This is a genomic window from Pseudoalteromonas sp. PS5 (genome assembly GCF_004103255.1).
Lineage (GTDB): Bacteria > Pseudomonadota > Gammaproteobacteria > Enterobacterales > Alteromonadaceae > Pseudoalteromonas > Pseudoalteromonas peptidolytica.
In genome coordinates this window covers 12915-32732 of sequence record NZ_RCSQ01000081.1, presented here as the reverse complement: position 1 = coordinate 32732, position 19818 = coordinate 12915, and the positions used below count along the sequence as shown (strand labels likewise).

Annotated in this window: 20 protein-coding genes; 3 read left to right on the top strand and 17 right to left on the bottom strand. The window is 43.4% G+C overall.

What is annotated here, in order from left to right; translation table 11 throughout:
- Positions 1-32: 32 nt before the first annotated feature.
- From D9603_RS11345 to rluD, 6 genes are all read right to left on the bottom strand, one after another.
- Positions 33-641, bottom strand: coding sequence for a hypothetical protein (locus D9603_RS11345; RefSeq protein WP_125254238.1), 609 nt, complete (start codon positions 639-641; stop codon positions 33-35).
- 116 nt (positions 642-757) lie between these two features.
- Positions 758-2335, bottom strand: a complete 1578-nt coding sequence (gene gshA, locus D9603_RS11340) for a glutamate--cysteine ligase (protein WP_128731391.1) — start codon at positions 2333-2335, stop codon at positions 758-760.
- Between the two features lie 118 nt (positions 2336-2453).
- Complete coding sequence (locus D9603_RS11335; protein ID WP_128731390.1) at positions 2454-3389, bottom strand: zinc-binding dehydrogenase; 936 nt, start codon at positions 3387-3389, stop codon at positions 2454-2456.
- A 151-nt stretch (positions 3390-3540) separates the two neighbouring features.
- The gene (clpB, locus tag D9603_RS11330) at positions 3541-6114 is read right to left on the bottom strand and encodes an ATP-dependent chaperone ClpB (RefSeq protein WP_128731389.1); all 2574 of its coding nucleotides are present in this window, start codon (positions 6112-6114) and stop codon (positions 3541-3543) included.
- Between the two features lie 90 nt (positions 6115-6204).
- Positions 6205-6921 (bottom strand): peptidoglycan editing factor PgeF, encoded by a 717-nt coding sequence (gene pgeF, locus D9603_RS11325; RefSeq protein WP_128731388.1) that lies wholly within the window; start codon positions 6919-6921, stop codon positions 6205-6207.
- A 1-nt stretch (position 6922) separates the two neighbouring features.
- The gene (gene rluD, locus D9603_RS11320) at positions 6923-7900 is read right to left on the bottom strand and encodes a 23S rRNA pseudouridine(1911/1915/1917) synthase RluD (RefSeq protein ID WP_128731387.1); all 978 of its coding nucleotides are present in this window, start codon (positions 7898-7900) and stop codon (positions 6923-6925) included.
- A gap of 123 nt (positions 7901-8023) precedes the next feature.
- On the opposite strand from rluD, the gene D9603_RS11315 reads away from it, so the two are divergent.
- The gene (locus tag D9603_RS11315; RefSeq protein WP_128731386.1) at positions 8024-8788 is read left to right on the top strand and encodes an outer membrane protein assembly factor BamD; all 765 of its coding nucleotides are present in this window, start codon (positions 8024-8026) and stop codon (positions 8786-8788) included.
- A 67-nt stretch (positions 8789-8855) separates the two neighbouring features.
- Here the strand turns inward: D9603_RS11315 and glnB are convergent, their stop codons facing one another.
- Positions 8856-9194, bottom strand: a complete 339-nt coding sequence (gene glnB / locus D9603_RS11310; protein WP_010371023.1) for a nitrogen regulatory protein P-II — start codon at positions 9192-9194, stop codon at positions 8856-8858.
- A 137-nt stretch (positions 9195-9331) separates the two neighbouring features.
- Between glnB and D9603_RS11305 the strand changes: the two genes are divergently transcribed.
- Positions 9332-9868 (top strand): GspH/FimT family pseudopilin, encoded by a 537-nt coding sequence (locus tag D9603_RS11305; RefSeq protein ID WP_225740684.1) that lies wholly within the window; start codon positions 9332-9334, stop codon positions 9866-9868.
- Positions 9869-10028: 160 nt separating this feature from the next.
- Positions 10029-10535 (top strand): type II secretion system protein, encoded by a 507-nt coding sequence (locus tag D9603_RS11300; RefSeq protein ID WP_128731384.1) that lies wholly within the window; start codon positions 10029-10031, stop codon positions 10533-10535.
- 29 nt (positions 10536-10564) lie between these two features.
- On the opposite strand, the gene D9603_RS11295 is transcribed toward D9603_RS11300, so the two are convergent.
- The 10 genes from D9603_RS11295 to lspA all read right to left on the bottom strand — a co-directional run bounded on the left by D9603_RS11295 (position 10565) and on the right by lspA (position 19813).
- Complete coding sequence (locus tag D9603_RS11295; protein WP_128731383.1) at positions 10565-11002, bottom strand: type IV pilin protein; 438 nt, start codon at positions 11000-11002, stop codon at positions 10565-10567.
- The gene (locus D9603_RS11290; RefSeq protein ID WP_194086967.1) at positions 10989-14114 is read right to left on the bottom strand and encodes a PilC/PilY family type IV pilus protein; all 3126 of its coding nucleotides are present in this window, start codon (positions 14112-14114) and stop codon (positions 10989-10991) included. Before D9603_RS11290 ends, D9603_RS11295 begins: the two co-directional genes overlap by 14 nt.
- Before the next feature lie 19 nt (positions 14115-14133).
- Complete coding sequence (locus tag D9603_RS11285; RefSeq protein WP_128731381.1) at positions 14134-14595, bottom strand: pilus assembly protein PilX; 462 nt, start codon at positions 14593-14595, stop codon at positions 14134-14136.
- Positions 14583-15590 (bottom strand): PilW family protein, encoded by a 1008-nt coding sequence (locus tag D9603_RS11280; protein ID WP_128731380.1) that lies wholly within the window; start codon positions 15588-15590, stop codon positions 14583-14585. The genes D9603_RS11285 and D9603_RS11280 overlap by 13 nt, the downstream gene beginning before the upstream one ends.
- Positions 15587-16141 carry a type IV pilus modification protein PilV gene (gene pilV, locus D9603_RS11275; protein ID WP_128731379.1) on the bottom strand — a complete coding sequence of 185 codons (555 nt, stop codon included), beginning with the start codon at positions 16139-16141 and terminating at the stop codon, positions 15587-15589. The genes D9603_RS11280 and pilV overlap by 4 nt, the downstream gene beginning before the upstream one ends.
- Before the next feature lie 102 nt (positions 16142-16243).
- Positions 16244-16930, bottom strand: a complete 687-nt coding sequence (locus tag D9603_RS11270) for a LytTR family DNA-binding domain-containing protein (protein ID WP_128731378.1) — start codon at positions 16928-16930, stop codon at positions 16244-16246.
- Positions 16927-17931: a histidine kinase gene (locus D9603_RS11265; protein WP_128731377.1), complete on the bottom strand. Its 1005-nt coding sequence runs from the start codon at positions 17929-17931 to the stop codon at positions 16927-16929. Before D9603_RS11265 ends, D9603_RS11270 begins: the two co-directional genes overlap by 4 nt.
- A 12-nt stretch (positions 17932-17943) precedes the next feature.
- Positions 17944-18873 carry a 4-hydroxy-3-methylbut-2-enyl diphosphate reductase gene (ispH, locus tag D9603_RS11260; protein WP_128731376.1) on the bottom strand — a complete coding sequence of 310 codons (930 nt, stop codon included), beginning with the start codon at positions 18871-18873 and terminating at the stop codon, positions 17944-17946.
- The gene (gene fkpB, locus D9603_RS11255) at positions 18873-19313 is read right to left on the bottom strand and encodes an FKBP-type peptidyl-prolyl cis-trans isomerase (protein WP_125254255.1); all 441 of its coding nucleotides are present in this window, start codon (positions 19311-19313) and stop codon (positions 18873-18875) included. Before fkpB ends, ispH begins: the two co-directional genes overlap by 1 nt.
- Complete coding sequence (lspA, locus tag D9603_RS11250) at positions 19310-19813, bottom strand: signal peptidase II (protein WP_128731375.1); 504 nt, start codon at positions 19811-19813, stop codon at positions 19310-19312. Before lspA ends, fkpB begins: the two co-directional genes overlap by 4 nt.
- Between the last annotated feature and the right edge of the window lie 5 nt (positions 19814-19818).

Here is a 19818-nt window from a genome sequence, read left to right as displayed (position 1 = left end):
TATCACCTTTTCTAAAATAAGGAAACACGCCTCTAAGAAAATAGCCTTTCGAACCAGTTTTTATCTAAATCATCTTCACAGCGTTTTAGCTGAACGGCGTATCTTGCCGCGCGATGTTTCACTTTATTAGCGACCTGCATGAGCCATTTTTTCTTTTTATAGGTGCCACGGCGATAGCCACCCCAACCTTCATGGTAATTTAAATATTGCGCATAAGCATCCCACTTAGACACACCATTTACTTTATTGGTTTTGTAAACGAACCAAGCCATAAAATCGATAGCATCGTCGAAGTCATCACGATCTGCCCCAGAATTACCCGTTTCTCTAATATAGTCTGACCAGGTGGGAGTTTTGGCCTGAGAATAGCCATAAGCTGAGCTGGCACGCCCAATGGGAATAAACCAAAGGAAATATTCCATCGGAGGTGCAGCATCATGACGAAAAGAGCTTTCCTGAAACATCATGCTCATCAGAACATGTTTGGGCGATCCCCATTTTTCTTGGGCATCTCGAGCGTCATAGTACCAATCTTCTTTTTCCTCAAAAATCTTGCAAATATCATGAGGTTGCTTTGGTGGTGCAGTCGCACATCCAGATAAAACAGCAATAAGACTAACTAAAATTAATTTTTTTTGCATTTTTTTCGAAACCTAATGAACTTTAACAATTTGCATTGGTCTGAACTTATGAATGCAGCAGTTTAGCATTGTTTCATCCCTGAAATTTATTTGCGCAGCCCTATGGCTGCGCTTTTTTATGCTCGAGAAAAATAATCATCTAAGAAACTGGTAAAATCAACTGTATCACCAGCTCTTACTGCTTCTTCATCCTCAAATGATTGCTGCGCAAATGCTGCAAGTTCCGCTTCATCATAATAACCATATTCTACGTCTTGATGCAGTTGCTTATAGTTGTTTGCAAGCTCAAGTCCCATTGACCCCTGTTCAAGGGTTCGATTTTGTAATTGTGATAGCAACTGTCCTGAAAAGGTCAGTGCAGGTGTCTCTATCGCGCGCGATAGTTTTTCAATCACTTCTACGTAAACAGATTTACCGCTGTTGGCATCTAACATCTGTGCGACATGACTCAAGTCAGCGAAGATCTCTGACCCCCACTGTTTTACTGTGACTGGTACACCTTCTCTTTCCAATTCAAGCTCAGTACAGCGCCCTTGGTTTACTACCTGACGTAGGTTTTTACCTGCTAATTTTTGCGCATCAAAGGTCAACTCAGCACTTGGTTTTAATAAGCAGTAAGTTAAGAAAACATCCAAGAAATGAATTTGTTCAAGGCTAATACCGGTATGTTCAAATGGGTTAACATCTAAAGCACGGATTTCGATGTACTCAATACCACCACGTTCCAGTGCCTGAGTTGGCGTTTCACCCGATTTTGCATTACGCTTTGGTCTAATTGGCGAGTAGAATTCGTTTTCTATTTGTAGAATGTTACGATTTAACTGCTTTGGCTCTGCTGCACGGTAGTCTGGGATCTCATGATATAAATCAGAGCGACATCTAATCGCTTCTCTAAGTCCAGCGATATACTCATCCAAGTCGTTATACATCACTTTCAGCGAGCTTTGCGCACTATTGGTATAACCTAAATCACCTAATCTCAATGCAGTACCATATTCTAAGTAAATAGCGCCGTTTTCTAGTGTCTTAAATGGTAGGTCGCTTTTCTTACCTTGCAAAAATGATGGGCACAGCGCCGGTGAAGCACCAAAGAGATAACTGATCAGCCACATTTCACGCTTAAAATTGCGAATTAAGCCTAAATACTGTTGTGAGATAAACGTTTGCTGAGCTTGTTTATCTTCTGATATGGATTGCAGGCTTTGCCATACTTGCTCGGGAAAAGAGATATTAAAATGCACCCCGGCGATGGCCTGCATCATACTACCATAGCGGTTTTTTAACCCTTCACGATACAGCGTTTTCATCTTCCCAATGTTGGAAGTACCAAACTGCGCCAACACAATATCTTCTTCATCTTCAATGAAGCATGGCATAGATAAAGGCCATAATAACTCATCGCCCATATTGGCTAGCGTAAATTTCTGTAAATCAGACAACTGCGCTAGCGTCTCTTCAGGATTTTCACTGACTGGAGTAATGAACTCTAATAAGGACTCAGAGAAATCCGTGGTAATATGACCATTAGTTAGAGCATGGCCAGTCTTTTCTGGATGTGGAGTTTTTGCTATCTTTCCTGACCCTTGGATCCTCAAAGCCTCTCTCTCGATACCTCTTTTGATACCCTTAAAAGCGCCGCGATGTACACCGCCAGACAACAAATCCAGCTTAGTGTTTAAGTCTAATTGTTTCAAAAATTCTTCCTCGAACCTACAGGCCAATTTCAAGTTTATGGGGTCGAAATTAGTTTATACCAAGGGTGTTGATAAAAAGAGTGAAGCTCACTGTCCATCACTGCCTATCTCACCACGGTCAGGCTTTAATAATAACTTTACCGACATGTTGCGCATTTTCCATATAAGCATGCGCAAGCGCAATGTCTGCCAGATCAAAATAATGACTCACATTGATGTTGATTTTGCCAGCTTGGTACGCCTGATACAAATGTTTCAGGTCATCTAAATCAGGCGCAACCAACATTCCCTGTGCCGTTATCCCTTTTATCGTGGCTTGCTCACAAATAAGTGCCTTGGTCACACTGGGGACTGTAACTAATTGTGAGCCACTGCGAAGTGCATTCAAACACTGTAGTGCTATTTCACCACCAATCAAATCTAATAGGTCGCATTCAACATCACACTGATAAAATTCATCGTAACTAATCGCGGTAACATTTAGCTGAGCCAATAGTGGGTGTTCTGGACGAGTGGACACAGCAATTACGTTACGCCCTTGAAGTTGTGCTAATTGAATAGCTAAGTGGCCAACTCCCCCAGTAGGTGCCAACACATATAAGGGACGCTCGTACTGGGAAAATTTATCAAGGGCTTGCTTTGCAGTTAAGCCTGCTAAACATAGACCAGAGATCGCTAGATTTTCTTGCGCTGAAACCGCTAATAATTCAGTTTCATTGGCAACCACATAATCACTGTAAGTACCAGGGTTGTTTGCAAAACCAACCATGCCTATAACATGTTGACCCACTTGAAGTTGTGTACCAGAGTCAGATACTCCCACCACTTCGCCAAATAAGTCATACCCCAAAGGTAGAAAGGTACCTGCCTCTTTTTGCGCTGCAACATAGCCTAAGCCTTGTCTTGTTTTAAGCTCGATTGGATTAACACTAGTGCTGAGTACCCTCACCACTACCTGCCCGTTGTTAAGGGCTGGCAAAGTACGAGTGAGCGGACATAATTGGCTGCTATCACCAAATTCATAAACACCGTAAGTAGTTGACTCATTTATCATAAGAGATTCAGTTTTAGAGAGAGCTTGTTGTTTTTTAGAATACGCGAAAGAAGACGCAGTTTACAACAATGAAAAACGCGCTTGCCTTACTCCAGCAAGCGCGTTTGTATACTGTTAGTGTTGGATAGTTTATGCTTTATCCAAATCTCGGTTAATGATTAAAAACGATTTGGCCATCCACTACATCGACTTTGATAGTATCTCCTGTCACAAATTTACCTTGTAATAAATCCTGTGCCAGTGGGTTTTCAATGTACTGTTGTACAGCACGTTTTAGTGGCCGCGCACCATAGACTGGATCAAAACCACTTGCAGCAATTTTATCAAGCGCAGCGTCACTTAGTTCAAGCACAAAACCTCTTTGCGTTAAGCGCTGGCTTAATCGCGCTAATTGGATACTCGCTATCTCTTTAATATGCTCATTAACTAACGGGTGGAACACAACGGTTTCATCAATCCGGTTAATAAACTCCGGTCTAAATTGATTTGCCAACACTGCCATCACCCGCTCTTTAAGTACGGCATAATCATTACTACCGGCCTGCTCTTGAATTACATCTGAGCCTAAGTTTGAAGTCATGATGATCACTGAGTTTTTAAAGTCTACCGTACGCCCTTGTCCGTCAGTTAAGCGACCATCATCCAAGACTTGCAGTAAGATGTTAAACACATCAGGGTGAGCTTTTTCTACTTCATCAAGTAACACCACCGAGTACGGACGGCGACGCACCGCTTCAGTTAAATATCCACCTTCTTCATAACCAACGTAACCCGGAGGCGCACCTACCAACCTTGCCACCGAATGCTTTTCCATAAATTCAGACATATCAATCCGCACCATGGCATCTTCGGTATCAAACATAAAGTTGGCTAATGCTTTGGTTAGCTCCGTTTTACCAACACCAGTTGGGCCTAAAAATAAAAACGAACCAATTGGACGATTAGGATCAGCAAGCCCAGCTCGAGAGCGGCGGATAGCATTGGCAACCGCATTCACCGCTTCATCTTGACCAATAACCTTTTTGTGCAGCTCATCTTCCATTTGGAGTAATTTTTCACGTTCACCTTGAAGCATTTTAGCCACTGGGATCCCTGTCCAGCGAGAGAGAATTTCAGCAATTTCATCTTCGCCAACCTGATTTTTCAGTAGACTCATTTCTTGCATCTCTGCTTGGGATGCCAAGTCAAGCTTACGCTCTAGTTCAGGAATACGGCCATATTGCAGCTCAGACATACGTTGTAAATCACTTGCTCGGCGCGCGACTTCTAAATCTAACCGCGCTTGCTCCAGCTCTGCTTTGATCACTTGTGTACCCTGAAGCGAGGCTTTTTCAGCGTTCCATACTTCGTCTAGCTCACGATACTCCATTTCTAATTCATTGATGAGTGCTTGCATCTCGGTTCGACGCTTTTGGCTGGCTTCATCTTTTTCTTTGGCCAGTGCACTGTCTTCCAACTTCAGTTGAATAATACGACGTTCAAGTCTGTCTAATTGCTCCGGCTTTGAGTCTATTTGCAGTCGAATTGATGAACCGGCTTCATCAATTAAGTCAATGGCTTTATCTGGAAGCTGTCTATCCGTAATATAACGGTGTGACAGGTTCGCCGCAGCTACGATCGCCGGATCAGTAATATCGACTGAATGATGAAGTTCGTAGCGCTCTTTTAAGCCACGGAGTATGGCAATAGTGTCTTCAACGGTTGGCTCTGCGACAAATACCTTTTGGAAGCGGCGCTCAAGTGCAGCATCTTTTTCAATATATTGTCGATACTCATCGAGCGTCGTGGCTCCGACGCAGTGGAGCTCTCCACGCGCAAGTGCAGGTTTGAGCATATTGCCAGCATCCATTGCACCGTCGGTTTTTCCGGCCCCAACCATAGTGTGAATTTCGTCAATAAACAGAATAACTTGCCCCTCTTCTTTGGCAAGCTCGTTTAACACCGACTTTAAACGCTCTTCAAATTCGCCACGGTATTTAGCACCAGCGACTAGCGCCCCCATATCCAGTGATAGTACACGCTTATTTTTCAGCCCTTCTGGCACCTCACCGTTGATAATACGTTGTGCAAGTCCCTCAACGATAGCGGTCTTACCAACACCCGGTTCACCGATAAGTACAGGGTTATTCTTAGTACGGCGCTGTAGCACCTGAATGGTGCGACGGATTTCATCATCGCGACCAATTACCGGGTCTAGTTTACCTTGTTCGGCTCGCTCAGTAAGGTCAACGGTGAATTTCTCAAGTGCTTGACGTGTATCTTCTGCATTGGGATCGTCAACCTTCTGCCCGCCTCGGATCGCTTTAATCGCTTGCTCGATTTTTGCTTGGGTAATATTCAAAGTTTTGAAAATTTCACCCAAAGCTCCTTTGTCTTCAACTGCCGCAAAAACAAAAAGCTCACTAGAAATATATTTATCTTTGCGTTTTTGAGCGTATTTATCACATAGATTGATAAGTGAAATCAGGTTATTCGAAAGCTGGACATCTCCACCTACGCCTTCAACCTTAAATAATTTTTCAATGGCTTGAGATAGCTTGGTATTGAGTTCATCAGCGCTTACACCTGCTTGCGCCAATAACGCTCGTACACTTGAGCCACTTTGCTGTAGCAGAGCGTACATTAAATGAACAGGTTCAATAAATTGATGGTCACGCCCAAGCGCGAGTGATTGCGCGTCAGAAAGCGCAGCTTGAAATTTGCTTGTAAATCTATCTAAACGCATGATTTATTTACCCATATAAAATATTGAATTACCTTATTTATGGGTATTAGTGGAGCGAAGATCAAGCGTTAAAGTAATAATTTAACCTGATTATTTGCGCCAAATCAAAGTCGCCATACGGCCTGTTATGTTGTCTCTACGATAAGAAAAGTACAGCTCAGGCAAACTGACTGTACAGTGTCTCTCGCCGTAGCATTTTGTAACACCTTGTTGGCGCAATAGTGTTTCAGCAAGCGCAAAAATATTACCAAGGTACTTACCCTTTTTTGTAGCTTTAAAGGCCGTACTTTTTTGTGCTTCAAACGCAGCTACTACATCTTCACCCACTTCAAAAGCATTAGGTCCTATTGCAGGGCCAAACCAAGCGTGAATTTCTTCAGGGGCACAACGAAACTTAGCAAGTGTATTTGCAATAATACCAGCAGCGAGCGGCTTCCAGCCACCATGGATAGCTGCTACTTCTTCGCCATTTTCTGACGCCAACAAAATCGGCAAACAGTCTGCCGTCATGATAGCTAGAGGCGTTTGCCGTAAGCGCGTATAGAGTGCATCTGCTTGATGGACTTGCGCCGCCTCAAACTGCTCATCAACCACCACAACCTCAGCGCCATGGACTTGTTCAAGCCAAACAATGGGGTTGGCAACGTAACCATGCAAAATTCGACGGTTTTCTGCAACATGTTCGGCGTTATCGCCAACATGAGAGGCAAGATTAAAACTGTCGAAAGGCGGTAGAGAAACACCACCTTCGCGCGTTGTCGATAGTGTCCCAACAAGTTGAGAAAGTGGCCACTGAGCTAGCTGCATCTTACAGCGTCAAGTCTGGGTTTTCTTTGGTGTCCTCTCTTAGCGCCGTCACCAGATTTATCATATCTTCAGGTACTGGCGCTTCCCATGTCATCATCTCGCCTGTAATTGGATGCGCGATACTAAGTTTTATCGCATGTAATGCCTGACGTTTAAATGCTCTTAACTGCTCTGTAAGCCCTTGAGTGGCATTTCTCGGTGGGCGAGGACGGCCACCGTACAACTGGTCGCCAATCAGTGGATGGTTTAAATATGCCATATGCACGCGAATTTGGTGCGTTCTACCCGTTTCTAGTCGCAGACGAAGCCGAGTATGTGCACGGAATTTTTCTGCAACACGGTAGTGCGTAATAGCAGGTTTACCCATTTCATGTACCGCCATATGCGTACGTTTTGTAGCGTGGCGTCCTATTGGCTTTTCAATCATGCCACCAGCTGTCATGGTGCCGTTACAAATTGCTTCATACTCACGAGTGAAGTTTTCACGCGCCTGTAAGTTTTTCACCAAATGTGTTTGCGCTTGAATGGTTTTCGCCACAACCATTAGACCGGTCGTGTCTTTATCGAGACGGTGAACAATACCAGCTCGAGGTACGTTAATAATTTCTGGGTGATGGTGCAGCAGAGCATTTAATACTGTGCCATCGGGGTTACCGGCTCCAGGGTGAACGACCAATCCCATCGGCTTATTTATCACCAGAATATCATCATCTTCATAGACGATATCTAGGTCTATATCTTGCGCTTCGTATTCACGCTGGGCTTCGATAACCGTTTCAATGGCGACGCTTTCACCACCTAATAACTTTTCACGAGGCGTGTTGAAAACTTCACCATCGACGGTGACCTTATCTTCAAGGATCCAAGTTTTTATTCTTGAACGAGAAAAATCCGGGAACAATTGCGCCAATATTTGGTCTAGACGTTTACCACCGAGTTCGACTGGAACCTCCGCTTGGAGGGAAATTTGCTCTGACATCTGAAACTTTACCTAATTTACCAGTGCAAGCCGTGCTCGACTGGGTTAGAATCGTATAAATGCATAGTTTACTCGGTTTTGCCGAGTTGGCCTAGCCGAAGAAAACAAAGGTAGTAAAATAAAATGATTAAAAACTTAAGGACACACGCCTTTAGGCTGGCGTTAGCCGCGTCTGTTTTAGGTTTGGCAGCCTGTTCATCCGCACCAGAACAAGAAGATATAGAACGCGTACCAAACAAATCTGCACAAGCACTGTATGAAGATGCAAAGCAAACTTTAGATTCAGGTCTTTATGCACGCGCCATTGAGTTACTTGGCGCAATTAACGCAAGATACCCTTTTGGGCCATATGCAAGACAAGTTCAAATGGACTTAGTTTATGCTTATTACCAAACAGGTAACACAGATCAAGCACTAGCGACAATTGACCGCTTTATCCGTTTAAATCCAAACCATAAAGATCTTGATTATATGTACTACATGCGCGGCCTTGTAAGCATCAAAGCTGATGAAAACGCATTTCAGGAGTACTTTGGAGTGGATAGGGCTGACAGAGACGCAAATCGTACTCGTGTAGCATTTCAAGATTTAACCACACTCGTTAAAAACTATCCCAACAGTCCTTATGCACCAGAAGCCAAAAAGCGCATCGTCTGGCTATTAAACAAAATGGCGCGTTATGAATTAAAAGTAGCTGAATATTACTTTGAACGTGAAGCGTACCTTGCAGCAGCTAATCGAGGTAAATATGTTGTGGAACACTACTCTCAAAGTAGTTACCTAAAACAAGCTTTTGATATTATGGAAAAGAGTTACCGTAAATTGGGGTTACAGGATCTTGCAGAAAACGTAAAAAAAGCAAAATCAGCTAACCCACGCAGTAAATAGATATACTAGTCAGTCGCGACTACATACTGGTCGCGACTGACTACACTACAATAGCCGACTCACTGGCTTAAATCGCTTCTTCGTCTTCTTCACCGGTACGGATCCGCACCACACGCTCAACATCAGTCACAAATATTTTACCATCGCCAATTTTGCCTGTTTGTGCTGTTTTCAAGATCACTTCAATGGCTCTATCAACATCTTCGTCTGCCGTGACTATATCAAGTTTTACCTTGGGCAAAAAATCTACCATGTACTCGGCACCACGATACAACTCAGTATGGCCTTTTTGACGACCGAAGCCCTTTACTTCACACACTGTCATCCCCGTGATCCCCACATCCGAAAGCGCCTCTCGGACATCATCTAGTTTGAACGGTTTAATTATTGCTTCTATTTTCTTCATGACTATCTCGATTCCTTTGGTATAGCGTCGATTTTAGACAATACACCTGTTCAAGGCAAACAAAGACATTGAAAGTTGAGGTGATTTCACGCAATAATACTAATATTAAATTGTTAATTTTTGGTTGTGAGGCAGTAATGAAACAATCAGCGGGATTCAACCTGTTAGAACTTATGATAACAATTGCCATTTTAGCAATTGTATTAGCTGTTTCATTTAGCTTTGATGGCAACCTGTTGCAACGTGACCGCGCGCAATCTTTTTTACAGGAGTTACAGCGAAATATTGCCTTTGCTCGCGTCAAAGCTACAGCGTCTGATGAGATTGTCATTCTATGCCCAGCTCCCCCTGAAAGTATACAAAACCGGGCTCCGTTCGCTTGTGCAGATGATTGGGCAACAAACCGAATTTCCGTTTTTGTCGATAGGAATAATGACGGCCAATTTAACAATAATGATACGCTGCACAGAGTAATGGAAGTCGTGAATACCAGTGATAATATGGTATTTTCTGGCGATAATCGCCTAAGATTTGACTCTAGTGGGTTACTTAGTGGCGCAGCTACTGGTAATTTCACCTATTGTCCGGGCAGTGAAGATAACAATCAACAACTTAGCGTGTCTCAAGCTGGCACAGCACTCTATAGAGGCGATACTGAGGATCAGTGTAATTAACCTGATTTCGGAATAAACAGTGAGTTAATCAACTAAAGCAACCAGGCAGCCTATTTTCTGTTTAGACATCATGTCAGTTAACTTGAAAGCTTTTCACTTTCCTTGTTTTTAGCCATAGTGACGCTACGCTCCTTTATATGATCATTTCGAGGCAAAGGATATGCGTCGTCAATTTGGTTTCTCACTTTTAGAAAGCTTAGTTTGCATCACCATTATTCTTATTGTTAGCGCGTTGACGCTACCATTTCTTAGTTCGTCGTTACGCGCTAACAATGCTGAATTTAAGTTAGAGGCATTAAGGCGTGCAATTAACTTTGCTCGTATTAAAGCTGTTGCTAATGATGCGACTGTCACACTTTGCCCCTTAAACAAAGACCGTTGCGACAAACGTGATTGGCATAAGTCTATTACGATATTTGTAGACTATTACCCTGTAGGTATTTTTACAGGTAAAGACGTTAAGTTAAGTGTATTTGACTCAACAGCGCGTGGAGATACATTAGTTTATCCTCGCCATGCTGTGGTATTTCGCCGTTTTGGCCACCTTGCAGGGTTATATAATGGTACGTTTATTTACTGCAATAGTAGCAATACATCAGGACTTGCACTATCAGTTAGTTACACTGGACGTAGTACACTTAAAGATACTGAGAAGTGTAATCAATGAGGGAGTGACATCTCCCTCATGATGTGTGCTTATCGCTCCCAACAACGATCAATTTGGGCTTGCCCTACTACGCCAGCTACGCCACGCACACCAAGCTCGTCAATTGTTAGTGCTGGACATTCTTGGTCTCCTCTTACTGGGCCCGCAGTTGCAGTTGCAACAACCCTGAACGTATCTACAGTGACATTTTGTAAGGTAATAACAAAGTAACCATTACCTGTTTCCCGAGGTACTCCTATTGCACCTAAATCATTGGAGTAGCGACGATTATCAACAAAAAACTGTTCTTGCTTATTTGCTGCATCGAGCAACACAGCCATCGCCTCAGCACGTGCACCTCGTCTGACGTAGTCAGTATAATTAGGGTACGCTATAGCTGACATGATGCTAATTATTACCACCACTATCATGACTTCGATTAACGTAAAGCCCCGACGATTATGAGGTAGCCCGTTAATTTTTCTCATCACTTTCTTCCCGTTTATAGATGTAAAGCTGCCTAGTTCTTATTCCTGTACTTTTACTTTTAAAAATTTCGATTAAACCATTTTCTCCGACGACAGGAACCGGCTCACTCGGAATACTTGGTGGCGCAAATGGCGTACTTGCATCAGGACCGGCTTCAATACCAGGACCTGGGATATAAACCACGTTTTCTCTCACGATCATGGTCGGTGTATCAGGTAAGTCTTGTGATGTAATATAGGTTTTACCTGTTCCATAATGAAGATGAAACATATAAAGCTGTCCTTTACCACCTGTCAATGTGCACTGTTGTGTTGTCTGATCAGCTGGCGTAAAGGAAGTATAATATGCAACTCCACCAATAACTGTTGTCGCAGCTAAGGACTTTTCGCCGCCGGATAGCTGATATTTCCAACCTTTAAATTTACTAAGCTCTACCTCTAGGTTGATAAATGTATTTAGATCGCTAACAGCATTACCAAATGGGTCGTTTTTCATTTCCATTAACTCTTCAACCACAATGGGTTCGGGAATATCATTAACGAACGACTGTGTTTTGGTGTGTATATCTCGGATCATAAATAAATAGTCAGTCACACTTGAATCTGTTGGTTTGGAACGGTTGCCACTACCAATGACAATAGCGTCAAATGGCGTGTCTTTCCTATCGATTCGAGTATCATTAACATTGTCTCTGTTCACTGTCTTTGTGACTTGGCTATAGAATGTCCTTGCCACAGTCGGGCGATAGAAAAAACGCCTATCTTGATCAGCTGCGGAGCTGCCTAAACGGGCAAGCTCAAAGTGTGTCCAAGGCTCGTCGCTATCATTGGGATTTGGACCAGGAATATCAATTCTCCAAATACTACCTGCGGTGTCGGCCAAATATATTCTGTCAACAAAGCCATCATAATCAGAGTCAGTCAGTGTTGGCTCCGCTACGATACTATGCTTTCCTTTAAAAGCATCACCTGTTAGTGACCAAACAATATCAGCATTGCTAGACATAATATCAACCATGTAAAGCCCTACGCCCTTATTGTCTTTATCTTCTGATCTCGAGACATTATCTTTATTCGTGTTATAACCCGCGGCGAATATTAATACAGGCCTTTCTTTTTGTTTTTCAATAAAAGAAACAACCGGCTTCGACCACGTTTGCCCTAGGTGATTAAACTTGGTCTTGTCACCAGAAATAGGCCCACCCCACAATAATTTAGGCGAATCAGGGTCGGTAATATCAAAGCCATAATACTCATTCCCGCCGCGTCGCAAACCAACAAACGCCCAGACTTTATCACCATTATCTACTTTGTGGTTCTTATTTAGGTCATGAAAATAAGTCGTAATTGGACCATCGACCCCATAAATTTTTGTTTCTGGTTTTTGTGTCTTAACTGAGTTTAAGACTGGCAGCAGCTCTCCAGGAATAAACGCCCAGCTCTCACTAACACTATTACCACTGTCTTTAAACATATGCAGCATACCAGCATTCGTACCGACGAGAATACGGACGTCTCCATTACCATAGTCAACCGTAGCAGGCTTTGAGTGAAGTGGATCGGCGAAAATATCCGCTCTTCTTTCTGAGCGGTTACTGTCGCCATCATCATCGTCAACATCTTGACCCATCGCCCAATCAAAAACTTCTTGTAATTGGCCCTCACTTGCCCCACTCATCTCCATAGCTGAAGCTAAACTAGCATGATCTCCGTAGGTATTTTTACCATTAGTATAGGTAAAACTAACCAGTGCACTGCCACCAAAATCAGATAGTACTTTTCTGCTGATCTGATTTTGAAGCGCGTAATTTACTCCGCCTTTTTCTATATTGTTACCATCTTTTGAGCCTGGTTCAGACCAGTAGGTTGTAACGTTAGTTGAAATGGCTCCTTTGCTGTCAATTGCTGACGTTTTCTCTTGGCCAATTATCTTCTTATTCTCGAACTTTAGCTTTTTTAAGTTACCACGCCAGCGTGTATGAGTTTCAGGCTTGAACAAAGTATAATAAAGCGCATCACCAGTTTGCGTTTGATCTTCTGCATTAGCAGAAACGGTTGGCGAGCTGAAGCTAGCGCTAATGTTACGAATGTTGGTGATGGTAGTTTTTAGTACGTCTGATAACTCATTTGCGCTATTAGCATGTAGGTATTGTCCACCGCCCTGCTCTGCGGTTTCAGCAAGTAAATCCTTACCTAGCTCTGACATCCCATTACCAAATCCAATGGTAAATACACGTGCAAAATCATGTTCATCTGGGGTAGTCGGATATAAGTCAACCTTTACCTGCGAAGTACCACGCATGGCTTTTGCTAATGCTGGTAAGTAGTTTCTGGTAACGCCAGAGCCTGCATTTACATCAAAATAATCCGGATATGCGCCATACACAGAATAATACTCATTGACTATGCTATTATTCGAGTCGGTATCACTAGTTGGATCGCCATCTGTCATCAAGATCAAATTTACAGATGTATCACAGCGCTCTTCTGCACCAGGCTGACGCTTAAATGCAGAAATGTAATCACCACCACTTTCAATACTTCTATCTCGGTCATAGCCACCATTCTCTCCCCAATATACATCTCCGCCTTTTAAGTAGTTATAAAGCTCCCACAGCGTTTCTGATAGCGGAGTTGACCCCGATGCTGGCAAGGCGTTTATTTTATCTACAATATCAGACTGGCTGCTGCCAATGCCATTTAAAATATATCCACCACTTGATGAATACAGACGAGATAAGCCAAATTGAATGTCATCATTCTTAGTTACTAAGTTACGCATGGCGTCTTTAGCAACCTTTAAACGGCTATCGGCACAACCTTGAACAGCTTGGTTATATTGGTTAGCTTGGTAGCAATTACTACCGTTAAAGCACTCGGCCTCTCGATAGCCATACCGCCAGCGTCCTCGATACCTGTAGGAGTAGCGTTCATAGCAGGTTTTACCATTTTGTGAATCCCAAGCCATACTGCCTGAGGTATCAAAAAGCATCAAAACTCTCGGCTGCTCCCGAGTTGACACATTGTGTTTAACATAAAGTTCTATATCTTCCGCTTTTGCAGTCTGTAGCACTATTGCTATAACGGTAATAACATAAAAGAGCTTATTCATAGTCTGTACTCGAGAAATACTAGTTAGAAACACTGACAATTTCTTGGCCGATTCCCATCACAATTGTGACATTGTGACGACCCTTATCACCATACTCCACTGTGGCCTCTACCTCTGTCATGTTGCAAACAAAGCCTGCGGTATAATCAAATTGGCGTGGGCAAAATAGTTCCAGCTCACCATTATTTAAATTCGTCACCGTAGCTTGAAGACCGCCAGGAGTCTGTACTGTTGCACCATCATCAGCGAGCTGCTGCCGTGAACGTAAAAAGACGTTGTCTGCCGCCCTTTGTTCTTGCCTGATCAGACGCTGCATTTCACCAAATAACAGGCTTTCAGCTTCTTCTCGCTCCATCACCGCATGTGTCATTTTAATATCCAGTGTACTGGTGCTCATCAGTGTCACCGCTATCGCCATCACAGCCACAACCATTACCATGGCCATGATCAAAACTACTCCTCGCTGTCTTACATTTCCCACGATGAGCCTCCCATGTTGTACATTGAAATAGTGGTTGAGAATACGGTGCGACGAATAGCGTCGGTGTAGGTCAGCTCACGTCTATTTGGGTCATTTCCTAAAGTGTATGTTCGTGCCTGTACGCCAAAGTCAGGATCTGGTTGCAATACCCTAACCAATACAAAAAGCTGTAACGACAAAATACCGCGGGTGCCTTCCCAATCGGTTTCAGACATATTGGCTGTGTGTCGATACCTATCAACGCGACCGTCATAGTCAGTATCGAGTCCGAAAACAAAGCGGATTTGTTCAACCCCCTCAATGACCAACTCATCACTCATTCCGCCATTGACGAGCAAACGTTGTCGCCTTAACACCGGAATGGTAAGGGTGCGATTATTGATCACTTGCTGTTCTTCACTGACATAATAAACGTGGTGACTGTATGGCCATAACGTCGCGTTGACACTTGGCATATTAGCGATATTACCCCCAGCAATAAATTCAGCTTGCTCTTGCTGAGCAATAAAGTAATACCTTGTGTCTCGGATCGCCGCCATGTCAGGGACAAGCCCTACTGTTGTGACCGGGTTTCCTTCCAGAAATTTTACTTGTAGTACTTCTGATTGCGGTCTTGCAGATGTGACACAGCCGAGCGCTGTAGCATTAGTCGTAAATGTGGCCCAAATTGGTCTAAAGTTAGCTGGTTGGTTGTTCGGAAAACTGCCATTGTTAATCCCACCAGAACAGTCATTACCAGGGTTTGCTGGCGCACTTTGGTTATCCAGTGTAAACCCTTTGTCGTAAAACGTGCCCCAAAAACCAACTTGTTCAATATCACGACGCATAATTGACAACGCTAAACGCCCTTTTTCCTGAAGCTCTCCGATTTGCATGGTATCGCTTGTCGTGGCTTTCATTCCAACATAGGTGGAAATAACGCCACCTAAAAGCATGGCACCAATAAACATAGCTATCATGATTTCTAGCAAAGTAAAGCCAAGTATTTTTCTCACGGCTCACTCCTAATGAGTACAAATGTCTGCATTACAACCGCCCTGCGCCTATCGTCAGCCACACCACAATCACCTGCGGGGTTATTCTCTAGCGCTGTCATCGCTTGGCGACCGCGCCATGTTACGATAACCTGTACATTGATCCCCGAGGCGTCCGCCCCTGTCGTTGGATTAATACATACAACTGCATTATCCAATGCGCCTGTGTTTTCTCGCGCTCTAATCGCTCGACGCCAATTCGCAATATCCGTCTGTGCAATGGCTGCGGCATTACAAAAGTTGTTATAACATGCCGTTGTGTCTTGTACCGCCTCAGTACTATTAAAATCAACATTGTATAAAGTAGCGATATTCGTTGCATCGTTACTACGAATACGGTGCATAATGTCACTGGCCAACTCAACTGCCGCCGCTCTTTGCATTGAGTCAAAGCTTGCTTGTTTTGCTTTTGCTTGCAGCGCCACCGCGCCTAATAACCCAAAGCTCAGAATCATAAAGGCAATGAGCACTTCTAACAGAGTGAAGCCTTGCTGCCTGTATTTTATCCTCATAGTGGAACCAGAATATTATTATCCTAGGTTCAGTGTAAACAGGAGGATCTGAAACTCAACGTGAAATGGTCTGAAAGGTTTATTTAGCCGATGAACGGTTTATTACAGTAGCGCTTTTAATTGGGAATAAGCTCTTCGACTCACTTCGTATCGTGCAGATAACGACTTTAAACCAACAAAGTGCTTGTGTCCCTGCGACTCCAATACAGCGATATCATTACGATTGACAAGCGTGCTTCGGTGGATTTGTACAAAGTGTGTGGGGAATTTATCCATCAATGCTTTGAGTGATATATCGACAAGTGCATCTGTCCCTGACTTTAACGTAATACGAGTATATTTATCATCTGCTTGTGCCACAAGCACATCGGCTAATTGCACATGACGAAGCTCATTTCCGACATGATAGCTAATCGTTTCTACTTCTGGGAAAATAGTCATCAATAAAGCCATCAACTTATCTTCGCGCAGCGGTTTCACCAAATAGCCATTAGCATGCAAATCAAATGCCTCAAGTGCATATTCTGGGTGTGCTGTTAAAAAAACAATTTTTATCCGAGGAAACCGCTGTCTAAGTTCAGTGGCAAACGTCAGACCGGACTCTCCTGGCATAGAAATATCTAAAAAAATAAGTGTGACCGCCGTTTCATCAAGTACTGGTCTAGCACTTGCTGAGTTATTCGCTTCACCCACACAGACAAATCGCAACTGTTTGTCCATCAATCGTCTAATGCGAGCTCTTGCGAGTGGTTCATCATCCACAATGAGGTAAGGTATTAACGTATTCATAACGGTATACAAATAGAAACGGTAAAGCTATCTTCACTGGCATTAACCTCAAAATCAACAGACGGTTCATAATATAGCGCCAAACGACGCTGGATATTACTCAGACCAATGCCATGACCTTGGTGAGTAGGTTGTAATGTTGGATTGTAGGAGTTGGCAATCACTATCGTCAATATGCGCCCAGCTCGATGGATAGAAATTTTAATATCTGCACCAATGGGGTTTGGCTCAACAGCATGGCTTACTGCATTTTCTACGAGCGGCTGCAAAATTAGTGCAGGGATACGCTCATCTCCTATGATATTTTCTAGTATCCAGTCATCCCTCAAGCGCTCAGCAAACCGCCAGCGTTCTAGATCCAGATACGCTTTACACATTTGAATTTCATCGTCTAAACGTACAACACTTTGGGTTGACATCGCTGCACGGGATAAATCAGCTAGTGCTAGCGCTGATTTTTCTGCATTGCTCGGATCCAGATGTATCAACTCAGCAACCGTATTTAACGTATTATATAGAAAGTGCGGTCGGATCCTTGCCTGCAATGCTTCTAGTTCAGCCCGAGATAATGCTTCTACCTTGCGGATGTTGTCTGTAAAAATTGCGAGAAAGTGAGCAAAGATAGTCATAATGCACAAACACATTGCAATGTTCCGCCAAAGGTTGATCTCAACTTTGGCTTCATCAATCCATCCAAGTAGCGTAAATAAGTAAGGAAAGAACCAACTGGTGAGCGCCGTTGCCATCACAAACACTAAGATAAGTATGCCTGCTTCAACAAGATCAGAGCGAGTTTCTACGAAGCGACGTATCACTACTAAGATAGTAAGAGATAAAAAGCTCGTGAAGTGAATAAATAAGCTAACAAGACCCAAACTCTGCCAAAATGGTCCTGAAATGATCAAAGAGTATAAAAAAGCAAAGAGCTGCGAGGCAACTAGTAAAGCCAGTATGCCTCGTTCTGATAATAGTGCTGACAACAACCTAATTCTCGGTGTCATCGCCCTATCCTGCTATCTCAGCTCGACAGGAACTGCAAAGACAACATTTTCTTCTTGCCCTGGATTTTCAACAACGGTTTTACCGCCAAGTTCCTGAAGCCGAGTTATAACTTGCTGTACTAATACTTCAGGTGCCGATGCTCCTGCTGTCACACCAACTTTTTCGACATTTGATAACCATGACTCATCGATGGAAGAGGCGTCGTCAATCAAAAAAGATTTAGTGCCCATTTTATCCGACAACTCTCTCAAGCGATTCGAGTTTGAGCTGTTTTTAGCACCAACAACAAGAAGTAAATCAACTTTGTCTGCCAAGTCACGTACCGCATCTTGACGATTCTGGGTCGCATAACAAATGTCATCTTTACGCGGGCCACTTATGTTTGGGAACTTCTCTCGCAGAGCGTCTATAACGTCAGCTGTATCATCGACAGAGAGTGTCGTTTGGCTACAATAAAACACGTTATTGGCATCTTTAACTTCAAGCACCGCTACGTCTTCGGGTGTCTCAACAAGATAGATACCACCATTAGGGTTGTCATATTGCCCCATCGTCCCCTCAACTTCAGGGTGACCATGATGTCCAATCAGCACACATTCAGTGCCTCTTCGACTAGCGCGAGTTACTTCCATATGCACTTTGGTCACTAACGGGCAAGTAGCGTCAAACACTTTCAGCTCTCTGCGCTTTGCTTCGTTACGGACTTGCTGAGAAACACCGTGTGCACTAAAAATGACGATACTGTCATCGGGTACCTCATCCAGCTCTTCAACAAACACGGCTCCACGAGATTTTAAACCATCCACCACGTACTTGTTGTGCACAACTTCATGACGGACGTAGATGGGCGCAGTAAAAATGTCGAGCGCACGCTCAACAATACTGATGGCTCTATCAACGCCAGCACAAAATCCTCTTGGGTTTGCGAGCAAGATTTCCATTAATTGCTTACCTCTAGGATTTCAACTTCAAATGTCACTTTTTGACCCGCAAGCGGGTGGTTGAAATCCACCGTTACCGAATCACCAGCAACTTCTCGGATCAACCCAGGTAGATCAGTACCATCAGGTTGAGTAAAGGCAATAATACTACCAACCTGAGCCGGTGTATCTGCACCAAATTTACTTCTATCAACGTAGTAAATATTGTCAGGGTTTGGTTGCCCAAACGCATCTTCTGGCTCAAGCTCAAACGACTTTTCATCGCCTGCTTTTAGTCCCAGTAAGCATTTTTCGAAGTTTTCAGTTAAGCTGCCATCGCCCATAAAAAGCTTGGCTGGTTTGTTATGGACCTTAGTCGAGTCGGCCGCTGAACCATCTTCTAACTTTATTGAGAAGTGAAACAAAACCTCTGATTTTGCTCCAATCACTTGTTCATTCACGATTGTTTCTCCTGTGGTTTATCGCCACTGGTAAAGGCATCAAAAATAAGCAGTGCTGCACCACCAACAATTGCCATGTCCGCAACATTAAATGCCGGATAATGCCAATCCTGATAATAAAAGTGCAAAAAGTCGATCACATACCCGTGGATGATCCGGTCGTATAAATTGCCAACTGCCCCTCCGAGTACGAGTGAATATGCAAGACCTAACTGCCAATTCGAAGCCGGAAGTTTGCGCAGCCAAAATACTAATAACGTACTAATGGCAATAGCAATACCACTTAAAAAATAGCGCTGCCAACCACCCGCATCACTTAAAAAGCTAAATGCAGCCCCATAATTGTGCATATAGGTTAAATTGAAGATAGGTAGGATATCGATGGACTCATAGAGATCCATTTCGGTCATTACCAGTGCTTTGGTGAAGTAGTCTACTGCAAAAAGCAGTAGACTAAGCCACAACCACACTAGACCACTTTTCTGTGTAGTTTGTGTCACATTTG